The following is a 12,230-nucleotide window of genomic DNA, read 5'->3' on the forward strand; positions in this document are numbered from 1 at the left end:
GAGGTGGGGGTTGGGCCTAGCTCACCCCCACCAGTTCACGTTCGGAGGGAGCCTGCGCCTGCTTGTACAGGCGGTTGGGCCACCAGGCCCGGCGGCCGAGCAGGACCATGATCGACGGCAGCATCACGATGCGGACCAGCGTGGCGTCGATCAGGACGGCCACGGCCAGGCCGACACCCATCTGCTTCATCTCCAGCATCGCGAGAGTGGCGAAGACGGCGAACACGGAGACCATCACCGCGGCCGCGCTCGTCACCACACCGGCGGACTCGGTGATGCCCTTCCGCACGGCCTCGCTCGGGGTCAGTCCCGCCGCCACGCCTTCGCGGATCCGGTTGAGGACGAACACGTGATAGTCCATCGACAGCCCGACCAGGATCACGAACAGGAACAAGGGAATCCAGGACACCACGAACCCGCTGGACGTGAACCCGAGCAGCCCTTCCGCCCACGAGTGCTGGAACACCAGCGACAGCACGCCGAAGCACGCCGCGACCGAGGCGAGGTTCAGTACCGTCGTCACCACGGCGATCGCCACGCTCCGGAACGTCACGACCATCATCACCAGCGTCAGTGCCAGCACGAAAGCGATCACCCAGGGCAGCTTGTCCCGCTGATTGTTGCCGTAGTCAACCGACTCGGCCGAGTCCCCGCCGACGGCCCACGTCGTCGATCCCAAGGCGGCCGGCGCCAACTGCTCACGCAACTGCCCCAGCGCCGCCTCGGCATTCGCACTGCCCTCCGGCAACACCGAGACCAAGGTCAGTACGGCGGTGCCGTTCGCTTGCCGGATCGCCTGTCCCGGCGGTACGACGAACTTGCCGCTCTGCACGGCGGATCCCTGTAATCCGGCCAGTGCCCCGACCGCATCTCCACCCTGCGCGACGACGTTGTACGACAGACCACCCTGCGACGGGAAGTTGTTCTGCAACGCCTTCAGCGTGCGCACCTCGGGAATGGTCTGCGGCAGCGTGTTGAGATCGGCCGACTCGGTCTTCATTCCCAGTGCAGGTACGGCGAGTGCCACCACGATGACCGCGGAGAACGACAGCGCTGCACGCGGATGACGCAGTACCGGAGCGAGGATGCGGCGGCTGATGCCGGCCGGACCGATGCGCCGGTTGAGCCGCCACAGCAGCGGGACCCGCGGCCGGTCGACCCGGTGCCCGAGCTTCGCGAGCAACGCCGGCAGGACGGTCAGCGAACCGAGGACCGCTACCGCGACGACCACGATCGTCGCCGTTGCCATCGAGGCGAAGGTCGCGTCCTGTGCGACGTACAGGCCGGCCATCGACACGATCACGGCCAGGCCGGAGACAACGACCGAGTGGCCGGACGTCGCCGCGGCGATCTCGACGGCGTCGAGCGTGCTGTGGCCCTTGCGGCGTTCCTCGCGTTCGCGTTTCAGATAGAAGAGCGAGTAGTCGACGCCGACCGCCATACCGATCAGCAACACGACGTTCGCGACCGAGCCGCCGTCCGGGAAGAGGTACGACAACGGCGCGTAGAACCCGAGAGCGGCACCGACGGCCGAGAACGCCAGCAGCACCGGGATCCCGGCCGCGATCAGGGCGCCGAAGGCGAGCAGCATCAGCGCGAACGTGATCGGCAGGCTGAGCTTCTCCGCCTTCGCCAGGTCGGAGCCCACCTGCTTCCAGACACCGGCGTTCACCGAGGCGTTCCCGGCCTGGGCGATGGTCAGCGCCGGGTTCGCCTGCTGTACGTCGGCGGTGGTGGCGACGATCTTGTCGATCGAGTCGGCCGCGTCGTCCGCCGTACCTTTGAGCTCCAGCGGGACGAGCACAGCTTTGCCGTTCTCGGACCAGACCGGCTTGCCGACGGCCTGGATCGAGGGCAGCGCGGCCAGCTTCTGCCGGAGTTGACCGATGGCCGTGGTCGCGGCCGCCTTGTCCAGCGGGCCGTCGGGGTCGGTGATCAGGACGGTTTCGGCAGGGCGATCGCCGAGGCCTGCCTTCTCGATCAGCTCCGCGGCCTGGCCGGACTGGCCGACCCAGTTGTCCTTGCTCTGCGTGTGCTGCTTCGGGATGACCACCGACATCCCGACCGCGACGACGACGAGCAACAGCCAAAGGCCGATCGCCCGCCATGGATGGACAGCACTCCAGCGCGCGACGCGCACAGTCACTGATCCCCTGGTCATTTCCCCACCTCTCCAGCGGCCGGGCCTGCTGCCCGGTCAAGAAGAGCCTCGCCTGGTTGACTGCGGATCTCAGGAGTCCTGGATCCCCGGCCGAGGTGGAGGTAGGTCTACCCAGCTACCGGTTCGACCGTCCGGGCGCGTAGCCGGCGGAGCATGCGGGCGTCTTCGAAGCCGACCGTGCGGGCCGCCGTTTCGATCGTGGTGCCGTGGCCGATGAGGTGCTCGGCGCGCTCCAGACGGAGGAGTTGCTGGTAGCGGAGCGGGGTGAGGCCGGTCGCGGTGCTGAAGATCCGGGTCAGGGTGCGTTCGCTGACGCCGATCTGGCCGGCGAGGTCCGAGAGCGGGAGACGATCGGCGTACCGGGCGTCGATGACATCCTGGACGCGGTGGGCGAGATCGCTGAGATGACCGCGGTGGCGGAGCATCGCGGACTCCTGCAGCTCGTCGCCGTTGCGGCGGGCGTAGACGACCATCTCCCGGGCAACCCGCGCGGCCGCCTCCGCTCCGTGCGCGACGGCGACCAGGTGGAGCGTGAGGTCGATGCCGCTGACGATCCCCGCCGACGTGATGACGCGATCGTCCTCGACGTACAGGACGTCCCGGACGATGGCTGCCCGCGGGTAGCGGGCGGCCAGTACGTCGGTCAGCTCGTGGTGGGTCGTAAACCGTCGGCCGTCGAGCAGACCGCTCGCCCCGAGCGCGTCGGCGCCCGAGCACACGCTCGCCACCGAGCCACCGGTCGCGTGGTGGTCACGCAGCCGCTGCCGAGTCTGCGGCCCGATCGGCGGGACCGGCGACAGCCGCGGCGACCGCCACCCCGGTACGACGACGAGGTCGTCCGGCCCGATCTCCGGCCAGTCCAGTTGTGCCCGTAACGGCACGCCCTGCGCGGTCATGATCTCTTCGGCTTCGGCCACATAACTGACCTCGTACCCGTACCCGAGGTCGTTCGCGGTCGTGAACACCTGCGCCGGGCCGGCGAGATCCAGCAGGTGCACCTTGGGCACCAGCACGAAGACCACCCGGGTGGGACGCATCCGGTCAGGATGTCACGGGTACGGCGGTCAGCTCGTCGAGTGTCCGGATCGTGGCGAACCGGCCGGCCAGCACGTACTCCGTGCGCTCGGCCACCTGCTCCGCGGTCAGGGTCCGCGGATCGGCCAGGATCTCCTCGACGGTCGCATCCTCCCGGGTCGACCAGTGCGCCAGCGCCATCGTCGCGGTCGCCTCGGTCACGAACACGACGTCGTACCCGAGGTCGGAGCCAACGCGGGCAGTGGTCTCGCAGCACTGCTCCGTACGGATGCCGCTGACAACGATCTCGGTGACACCGTGCTGAGTCAGCAACTGCTGCAGATTCGTTGTGGTGAAGGCGTTGTGGGACGTCTTGGTGACGATCGGCTCACCGGGCAACGGCTCGAGGCCGTCCATGAGCCGGACATGTCCCTCGGCCGGGTCGAACACGCCGCCGGTGCCGGGCTCGGAGTGCAGCACCCAGACGACGAGGTCGCCGTTGTCGCGGGCGGCGTGCACCAGACGGTCCACCCGCTCGGCGATGTCCGCGTGATTCACCAGCTGCCAGTTCGGGCGGACCCGGAACGATTCCTGGACGTCGATCACGATCAGTGCGGTTCGGCTCATGCCCCATGATCGCGCGCGCCCGGCGTACCGGAGAAGGTTCGATCAGGGCCCGGACCGGACGGATCCGGTCACCCCCTGAGCAACCCCGGAGAGATCGGACGAATTCACACCCATCCGAACTGTTCCAAACACCGGTCTGGCGCGCTTATCGTGCCAAGGGTCTGCTTCTACAACGATTGAGGGGATTGCGATGCCCGATCACCTGCCCCGCCGCCAGGTCCTGCGGACCGCCGGCGCACTGGGCCTCGGTGCCGCCGCCGCGGGCGCTCTCACCAACACCGCGAACGCCAGTACCCAGACCAATTCCGGCGCCGGTCCGACGGATAGGTTGACCGCCATGGGCGAACACCACGGCAAGCTCGAGATCCGCAAGGACCCGTTCGGCACCACCCCGGACGGCCAGGGAGTGGACGTGTACACGTTCACCAACGGCCGGGTGACGATCTCCATGCTCACCTGGGGCGCGACCATCCAGCGGGTCGAGACACCGGATCGCCGCGGCCGGACCACGAACATCAGCCTCGGCTTCGACAACCTGCCGGACTACGCGGCGCTCAGCCCGTACTTCGGCGCCACCATCGGCCGCTACGGGAACCGGATCGCCAAGGGCAAGTTCTCGATCGACGGGACGTCGTACCAGATCCCGATCAACAACGGCGAGAACGCGTTGCACGGCGGCACCATCGGCTTCGACAAGAAGGTCTGGAAGGCGGAGGTCGTCAAGTCCGGCAAGGCGGTCGGCGTCGCGTTCACCTACGTCAGCCCGGACGGCGAGATGGGCTTCCCTGGTGAGCTCACCAGCACCGTCACGTACACGCTGGACCAGCGCGACAACCTGCGGATCGACTACCACGCGACCGTCGCGGGCAAGCCGACGATCGTCAACCTGACCAACCACGTGTACTTCAACCTGCTCGGCGAGGGCAACGGCACCATCTACGACCACGTGCTGGAGCTGAACGCCGCGAAGTACACCCCGGTCGACGTGAACCTGATCCCGACCGGCGAGATCGCCCCGGTCGCGGGGACGCCGTTCGACTTCAACCGGCCGACCGCGATCGGCGCCCGCCTCCGCGGCGACCACCAGCAGCTGGTCTTCGGCCGCGGCTACGACCACAACTTCGTGATCGCCGGCCGGCCGGACAGCAACGGGATGCGCCTCGCGGGCCGCTTCACCGAGCCCGAGCACGGCCGCACGATCGAGGTCCACACCGACCAGCCCGGCGTCCAGTTCTACAGCGGCAACTTCCTCGACGGCACCTTCCTCGGCATCGGCAACAAGGCCTACCGCCAGGGCGACGCCTTCGCCTTCGAGACCCAGCACTTCCCCGACTCCCCCAACCACCCGAACTTCCCGTCGACGGTCCTCCGCCCCGGTGAGACCTACCAGAGCACCACCATCTACAGCTTCGGCACCAAGTAAGACCCTCGTGAGGTGCAGGACCGCCGTCCTGCACCTCACGCTTGCCAGCACCGGCCAACGGGCGCACGCTGGCCGGTAGAGGGTGGGTGACGGGTTGTGGCGAGGGCGGCGCCGGCGATCGAACCGGCCCGCGGACCGGGGCCGTGGGCGCTGTGGTCGACCGTCGTGGCCGGTTTCGGCACGCTGGTCGTGTCGGTCGCGCTCGCGCTGGCGGGAGACGAGCTGGTCCGGCCAGGACTGCAGGCACTGCTCTTCAACTGGATCACCGTCCCGTACCTGATCAGCGGGACCATCGCGTGGTGGCGCCGGCCGGCAAGCCGGCTCGGTCCGCTGATGATCGCGACCGGATTCGTGATGGCCCTGACCGCCTTGCAGTGGTCGACCGTGCCCGCCTTGCTCTCCATCGGTCATCTGCTCGACCTGGTGCCGGCGGCGATGTTCCTGCACGTGTTCCTCGCGTACCCCACCGGACGGGTGGCCGGACGCCTCCGCCGGTCGGTCGTGATCGCCGGCTATGCGACTGGCGTCGTACTGCAACTCGCGAAGATCCTGCTCGGGATCAATCCGGACAGCCTCTTCACCATCACGACGAGACCGGTCCTGGCCGGCCGGATCGAGCAGGCCCAGCTGATCACGATGAGCGCCTTGCTGCTCGTCGGCGCGGCCCTTCTGCTCGTACGGCGGCCGTCCGCGAGCCTGGTCCGTCGACGGCCGGTGGCCCTGCTCGTGGACAGCTTCGGTCTGGCACTGATCATGCTTGCGATCCTGTTCGTCGCGGGTCTGCGTGGCTGGCCGCAGATCGAAACGGTTCGGCACGTGACGTTCGCAGTACTCGGGCTGGCGCCGGTCGTGTTCCTGCTCGGGCTGCTCGACGCCCGGCTCGCCCGCACCGATGTCGGCGCGCTGCTGATGGATCTGCGCGCCGACCCGGCCGGTGACCTGCGCGAGCCACTGGCGCGAGCCCTGCACGACCCCTCGCTGACCCTGGCCTTCTGGTTGCCGAAGTACGGCAGCTGGGTGGACTCCGACGGCCAAGCCGTCACGCTGCCGGGTGGATCGGACGGGCGGGCGACGCGGGTGATCTACCGCGACAGCGAACCCGTCGTCGCCCTCGAGTTCGACCGGTCGCTCGAAGACGAGCACGAGTTGCTCGACGCGGTCGCGGCGGCGGCCGGCATCGCCTTGGAGAACAGCCGGTTGCAGGCGGAGCTGCGCGCCCGGCTGCACGAGCTGCAAGGATCCCGCGCGCGGGTCATCGATGCCGAACAGCAGGAGCGGAAACGGCTCGAACGCAACCTGCACGACGGCGCCCAGCAGCGCCTGGTCGCGCTGGCCCTGGAAATCGGGCTGCTCGCCGGCCGGTCCGCGAGCGACGCCGACACCAAGGCACGCCTGATGCAGGCCAAGCAGCAGGTCACCGCATCGCTGGACGAACTCCGTGACGTTGCCCGCGGCATCCATCCCGCGGTCCTCACCGGACACGGTCTGGCCGTCGCGCTGGAGTCGCTCACCGCACAGGCCGCCGTCCCGGTGACGCTGGAGGTCGAGGCCGACGGCAGGCTGCCCGAACATGTCGAGGTCGCCGCGTACTACGTGGTCAGCGAGAGCCTGACGAACATCGCCAAGCACGCCGACGCGAGTACGGCGTCCGTCCGGGTGACGCGATCCGCCGGCCGGCTCGTCGTGGAGGTTGACGACGACGGCGTCGGCGGGGCGGACACCGAACGCGGGTCGGGCCTGCGCGGTCTCGCCGACCGGGTCGAGGCGATCGGCGGCCGGCTGCGGATCTGGAGTCCCGCCGGTGGCGGCACCCGGCTCGAGGCGGAGATCCCATGCGAGTAGCCATCGCCGAGGACAGCGTGCTGCTGCGCGAGGGACTGACCAGGATCCTCGTCGACGCCGGGCTGGACGTGGTCGCGGCGTACGACAACGCCGACGACCTGCTGCGGTACGTCCGCGGCTTCCCGCCGGAGATCGCGATCCTCGACATCCGGTTGCCACCGACCCACAACGACGAAGGGATGCGCGCCGCCCTGCAGATCCGCGAGCAGCAGCCCGGAGTCGGGGTGCTCGTGCTGTCGCAGTACCTCGAGCTCGGGCTGGCGATGCAACTGCTGTCCGAATCGGCCGAGGGCGTCGGCTACCTGCTGAAGGACCGGATCAGCGACGTCGAGGACTTCACCGGCGCGGTACGGCGGGTTGCCGCCGGCGGCTCGGCCATCGATCCGAAGATCGTCTCCACCTTGCTGCAACGCCGGCGCAGCGACGACCCGCTGGCCGTGCTGACCCCGCGCGAACGGCAGGTGCTGGAGCTGATGGCGACCGGCGCCTCCAACCAGGGCATCGCCGACGACCTGGTCGTCACGTTGCGGGCCGCCGAGAAGTACGTCTCCGGCATCTTCACCAAGCTCGGCATCCCGTCGACGCGCAGCGAGTCCCGGCGGGTGCTCGCCGTACTGCTGTACCTGCGCGCCTGACGGGACACCAGAAACCCGAACCCCTCCTTCACCGGTTGCCCGGTCTGCCGAACGCACCTGCGGACGCGAGTCTCGAGGTAGACCCCTGGAGGCGCCGTGAAGACCCGAATCATCCAGAACCAGCCCGACGACGACGGCACCCCGCCGCCCGCCCGCGCCGCGGCACCACCTGACCATCACTCGTCCGCAAGGAGATCCGTCATGTCGTTCGTCCGCAACCACCCTGTCATCAGCTTCTTCGTGCTGGCCTACGCACTCACCTGGGCGACCCTGCCGTTCGGCAGCTTCTTCGCCCCGGGCGCCCTGCTCGCCGCCCTCGTCATCGCCTTCCTGAACGACGGCCTCGCCGGTCTCCGGGCCATCGGCGCCCGGCTGATCCGCTGGCGGGTCCGCTGGGTCTGGTACGTCGTCGCGATCGCCGTACCGCTGCTCATCCACTTCGTGACGATCGGGATCAACCAGGCGATGGGCGCGCCGTCGCCCAACTCCGGGCAGTTCGCGCCGTGGTACGGCCTGGCGCTCGTGATCGGCATGAACATGGTCGACCCGTTGGGTGGTCAGTTCAGCGAGGAACCGAGCTTCCGCGGTTTCGCGCAGGCAAAGCTCCAGACGACCCGTACCCCGCTCGCCGCCACCGCCCTCCTGGCCGTGGCGATCACCGGCTGGCATCTGCCGCTGTTCCTGATCTCGTCCTACGGCCTCCAGCCGTACGAGGCCGTGACCACCGTCGCCGTCACCTTCTGGTACGGGTGGCTGTTCAATCACGCGGCCGGCAGCGTGCTCATCACCCTCATCGCGCACGCCACCGAAGGCAGCATCAACACCAGCGACCTCTGGCCCGCCGGCCCCGACCTGACCCGCGAGACCTGGCTGTACGTCGTCGTCTGGTCCGCATTCGCGATCACCTTGCTCATCGGCAGCCGCCGCTTCTGGAGCCGTCCTGCACCAATCAGCGCTACGTCCTCCGCCCCGACGCCGGAGCGTGTCTCATGACCACCACGCCGCTCGCCCCCGCACCACCTGGACGTCACTCCTGGAACGGCTGGCGCACCCTGCTGGTCGTCGTGGGTGCCATGTTCGCAATGGTCAGCGTCGTTCTGTTCGCCATCGGCGGCTTCGGCCTCTGGGCCCAGCAGCAGCGCGACGGCAACGGATACTTCACCGCCGGACCAGAGCGTCTCGCCACCAGTTCCTACGCGCTGTCGGCCCCTTCGCTCGACATCGGCGGCACCGGACCGGACGCTCTCTACACCGACGATTTCCTCGGTGACGTCCGCCTCGACTTCGAGTCGAAGACGCCTGGTACGGCGGTGTTCGTCGGCATCGGTCCGGCGGCCGACGTCGCGGCGTACCTGAACGGCGTCGGCCACGACGAGGTCGCGGACTTCGACGTCGATCCGTTCAAGCTCTCCACCACATCCCGGGCCGGCGACGAGCCGACCGCCGCTCCCGCTACGCAGTCCTTCTGGGTCGCGTCCGCCACGGGCACCGGACCCAGCACCCTGACCTGGCCCGCCACCGGCGGCGACTGGTCCGTGGTGATCATGAACGCCGACGGCTCACCGAACGTCGCCGTCGACCTGAGCGCCGGCGGCACGCTGCCCGCGGTCGAGGGCATCACGATCGGCGCGCTCATCGGCGCCGTCCTGCTGCTGACGATCGGGACCGCCTTGATCGTCCCGACCGTCGTCACCCGGCGACGCGCTGATCGCTGAGCAAGGGTTACCTAACTTGCTTAGGGTTGGGGTCATGGTGCTGCAGATTCCGTTCGAGGATGCGTTCCAGTTCGATCCGTCGCCGACGTTCGCCGAGCTGCGGGAGACACGTCCCGTGGCTCGGGTGCGGACGCTGGCAGGGGCCGAGGTGTGGCTGGTGACGCGGTACGACGACGTGAAGCTGGTGCTCGCGGATCCGCGGCTCTCGCGGGCGGCGGTGGTGAAACAGGGGGCGCCGCGGGTCGCGCTGGCCAAGCCGATGCCGAACAGCCTGACCACGACCGACCCGCCGGAGCACACCCGGCTGCGACGGTTGGTCGTACCAACGTTCGCGCACCGGAAGATCGAGCGGACCCGGCCCTGGGTCGCGGAGCTGTCCGCACAACTGGCCGAGGACGTCGCCCGCGCCGGTGACGGCGCCGACATCCGGCAGCTGGTCGCGCTGCCGTTGCCGATCCAGGTGATCTGCCAGCTGCTCGGCGTGCCGTACGCGGACCGCGAGCAGTTCCGGGAGTGGACCGAGCTCGGGTACAGCATGAAGATGGCCGAGAAGGATCTGGTCGAGGACGCGATGACCAACCTGACGGCGTACATCGAGGACCTGGTCACCAAGAAGCTGGCCAACACCTCGGGGCCCGCGGAGGATCTCCTCGACGAGCTGGTCCGCGCCCGCGAGGAAGGCGATCGGCTCAGTCAGGAGGAGCTGATCGCGTTCGGCGTGAACCTGCTGGTCGCCGGTCACGAGACGTCGGCGAACCAGATCTCGAGCTGCGTCGCGACGTTGCTGCGCTGGCCGGAGAACTGGGCCCGGCTGGTCGACGAGCCTTCGCTGGTGCCGTCGGCGATCGAGGAATTGCTACGCTTCAACCGGTTCAGCGAGGTCGGTCAGCTCCGGGTCGCGGTCGAGGACATCGAGCTGCACGGCGTACAGATCAAGGCCGGCGAGGGCGTGATGGCCGCGCTCAACTCGGCGAACCGGGACCCGCGCGCGTACGACGCTCCCGACGAGCTGCGGGTGGATCGGCAGGACAACAAGCACATGTCCTTCGGCTTCGGGCCGCACTTCTGCCTCGGCGCACAGCTGGCGCGGATCGAGCTGCAGGAGTCGCTACTGGCCCTGGTACGCCGGTTCCCGCGGATGAGCCTCGCGAAGCCGGCCGAGGAGCTCGAGTGGCGGCGCGTGCTGGTGAGCGGTCTCGCCGAACTGCCGGTGAACCTCAACCTCTGAGGTCCACCGGCAGCTCGACGAGTGATGCTCGTCCGGCTCAGTTCTGCGAGGAGAACACGACTCCGTGCTCGGACTCGTACTGCTCGATGAAGCGAGCCGCCATCGGCTCGCTCGACGTGATCGCGTCGGCCAGCGTCTTCGCGGTGCGCTCATGACCGGCCGGCCAGTCGGACAGCAGGGCGTAGGCACGCATCCGCTTCTTCTCCAGCGCGGTCGGCTCCGGCTGCTCCTCCACGACCACGGGCTCCGGGTCGCGCAGTACCGGCTCGACCTTCGGCGTGGTGATCAGCGCCGGCGGCTGCGGGTCCGCGGGACCCGCGAACGGCGACGGCGGCTTCGGCTTCTCCACCATCGGCTCGGCCTTCGCCTGCGGCGCGAGCGGCTTGAGCTTGCCCACCGTGCCGTTGGCCGACCCGTTGCCGTTCGACCCGTTGCCGTTGGCCGAACTGCCGTTCGACGAGCTGCCGTTGACCACGTGCTGCGGCTCGCCGGCGTCCTCGACCACGACCGCCTCGGCGACCGCCTCGTCACCTTCGGGCGGCTGGTCGACGATCGCCATCAGTTCGCCGGTCCAGGCGTCCTCGTCGCGGAGCGACACACCCGAGTTGTCCACCCGCCGTGGCTGCCCACCCTCGAGCACCCAGACGGCGGCCGGCACCGCGGGAGCTTCTTCCGGCTCCGGTGGCGGCGAGATCGCCTTGGTCAGCTTGCTGGTGATGACCTCGTAGTTGATCCGCTCCTCGAGCATCCCGGCCAGCCGGTCCGGGTCGTACGTCGTCTCGGCGATCTTCGCGAGCCGCTCGTCCTGGTGCTCGGACCGGATGTACTCCGCGACCGTACCGGCGATCGCTTCGCGCCGGCTCCGGTTGCGGATCTGGTGCTGGGCCGCGCGGAGGCTCTCGTACAGGCCGTAGCCGTGCTCGATCGCCAGCGAGCGCGCCAGCCAGGTGACCCGCGGCTCGCGGGCCCACTGCACGACGCCGTACACCGGGCCGGTCTCACGCATCTGCCCCGCACGACGCAACGCGTCACGACGGCGGGCCGAGCTGTGGATCAGCCAGAGCACGTAGGCGAACGCGGACAGACCGCCGAAGCCGAAGGCGAGGAACCGCTCCTCCGGCCGCCAGTGGCCGACCACGTTGAAGACGACCGCGACGAGCGCCGCGAAGAACGACATCGCGCGGTAGGCGTAGGCCTGCTCGCCCTTGCGCCGGCGGAGGTCTGCGAGCGCTGCGGTGGCGACACCACCGAGCTCGAGCACCGCGACCGCGGGCGTGACGAGGACGATCTTGAGCAGCGGCGAGAAGCCGCTGTCCGGCCAGGGGATGTGGGTCACGCCGGCCCAGACCTGGCCGACCAGAGCCGCGGCAGCCGCGGTCGCGTAGAAAGCGTAGGCGACTTTGTCCGCACCAGTAAGCGGTACGTTGACCAGTTCGCCAGTACTGGTGCTGCTGGTGTTCTCCTGCAAGACGTGCACTCCTGACCGGTTTGGGCTCTCCGGCAGTTCGTCGGGTGGGTGGTACGGCGGCCCCCATATAGCGCGCTGCACGAGGCTACCGGTTTCCGGCCCCGGAAGGGGAGGCGA

The 12,230-nt window shown here is 69.1% G+C and carries 10 protein-coding genes; 6 read left to right on the forward strand and 4 right to left on the reverse strand.

All coding sequences use genetic code 11. The features are described 5' to 3' along the window. Positions 1-16 precede the first annotated feature (16 nt). The 3 genes from OHA18_RS10395 to OHA18_RS10405 form a co-directional block, all read right to left on the reverse strand. Positions 17-2,161, reverse strand: a complete 2,145-nt coding sequence (locus tag OHA18_RS10395) for an MMPL family transporter (protein ID WP_329003738.1) — start codon at positions 2,159-2,161, stop codon at positions 17-19. 107 nt (positions 2,162-2,268) lie between these two features. After that, a complete protein-coding gene (locus OHA18_RS10400; RefSeq protein WP_329003740.1) occupies positions 2,269-3,198 on the reverse strand; it encodes a GlxA family transcriptional regulator in 930 nt (309 codons plus the stop codon). Positions 3,199-3,202: 4 nt separating this feature from the next. Further along, on the reverse strand, positions 3,203-3,802 hold the full coding sequence (locus tag OHA18_RS10405; RefSeq protein WP_329003742.1) for an isochorismatase family protein: 600 nt from the start codon (positions 3,800-3,802) through the stop codon (positions 3,203-3,205). A 190-nt stretch (positions 3,803-3,992) separates the two neighbouring features. Between OHA18_RS10405 and OHA18_RS10410 the strand changes: the two genes are divergently transcribed. From OHA18_RS10410 to OHA18_RS10435, 6 genes are all read left to right on the forward strand, one after another. Continuing rightward, complete coding sequence (locus tag OHA18_RS10410; RefSeq protein WP_329003743.1) at positions 3,993-5,225, forward strand: aldose epimerase family protein; 1,233 nt, start codon at positions 3,993-3,995, stop codon at positions 5,223-5,225. A gap of 96 nt (positions 5,226-5,321) precedes the next feature. After that, positions 5,322-7,067, forward strand: coding sequence for a sensor histidine kinase (locus tag OHA18_RS10415; RefSeq protein ID WP_329003744.1), 1,746 nt, complete (start codon positions 5,322-5,324; stop codon positions 7,065-7,067). Then, entirely contained in the window at positions 7,058-7,702 is a 645-nt protein-coding gene (locus tag OHA18_RS10420) for a response regulator transcription factor (RefSeq protein WP_329003745.1), read from the forward strand. The genes OHA18_RS10415 and OHA18_RS10420 overlap by 10 nt, the downstream gene beginning before the upstream one ends. Positions 7,703-7,798: 96 nt before the next feature. Continuing rightward, complete coding sequence (locus OHA18_RS10425) at positions 7,799-8,695, forward strand: CPBP family glutamic-type intramembrane protease (RefSeq protein ID WP_329003747.1); 897 nt, start codon at positions 7,799-7,801, stop codon at positions 8,693-8,695. Continuing rightward, entirely contained in the window at positions 8,692-9,417 is a 726-nt protein-coding gene (locus OHA18_RS10430) for a hypothetical protein (protein WP_329003749.1), read from the forward strand. The genes OHA18_RS10425 and OHA18_RS10430 overlap by 4 nt, the downstream gene beginning before the upstream one ends. Positions 9,418-9,451: 34 nt before the next feature. Continuing rightward, positions 9,452-10,645 (forward strand): cytochrome P450, encoded by a 1,194-nt coding sequence (locus OHA18_RS10435; RefSeq protein WP_329003750.1) that lies wholly within the window; start codon positions 9,452-9,454, stop codon positions 10,643-10,645. A 37-nt stretch (positions 10,646-10,682) separates the two neighbouring features. Here the strand turns inward: OHA18_RS10435 and OHA18_RS10440 are convergent, their stop codons facing one another. Continuing rightward, positions 10,683-12,113: a hypothetical protein gene (locus OHA18_RS10440; RefSeq protein WP_329003751.1), complete on the reverse strand. Its 1,431-nt coding sequence runs from the start codon at positions 12,111-12,113 to the stop codon at positions 10,683-10,685. Positions 12,114-12,230: the final 117 nt, after the last annotated feature.

This window comes from Kribbella sp. NBC_00709 (genome assembly GCF_036226565.1).
Taxonomy (GTDB): Bacteria; Actinomycetota; Actinomycetes; order Propionibacteriales; family Kribbellaceae; genus Kribbella.

Bases quoted from the DNA above. Each gene is read 5' to 3' on its own strand.
- OHA18_RS10395 (WP_329003738.1), bottom strand. From the start codon at position 2,161: ATGACCAGGGGATCAGTGACTGTGCGCGTCGCGCGCTGGAGTGCTGTC.
- OHA18_RS10400 (WP_329003740.1), bottom strand. From the start codon at position 3,198: ATGCGTCCCACCCGGGTGGTCTTCGTGCTGGTGCCCAAGGTGCACCTG.
- OHA18_RS10405 (WP_329003742.1), bottom strand. From the start codon at position 3,802: ATGAGCCGAACCGCACTGATCGTGATCGACGTCCAGGAATCGTTCCGG.
- OHA18_RS10410 (WP_329003743.1), top strand. From the start codon at position 3,993: ATGCCCGATCACCTGCCCCGCCGCCAGGTCCTGCGGACCGCCGGCGCA.
- OHA18_RS10420 (WP_329003745.1), top strand. From the start codon at position 7,058: ATGCGAGTAGCCATCGCCGAGGACAGCGTGCTGCTGCGCGAGGGACTG.
- OHA18_RS10430 (WP_329003749.1), top strand. From the start codon at position 8,692: ATGACCACCACGCCGCTCGCCCCCGCACCACCTGGACGTCACTCCTGG.
- OHA18_RS10435 (WP_329003750.1), top strand. From the start codon at position 9,452: ATGGTGCTGCAGATTCCGTTCGAGGATGCGTTCCAGTTCGATCCGTCG.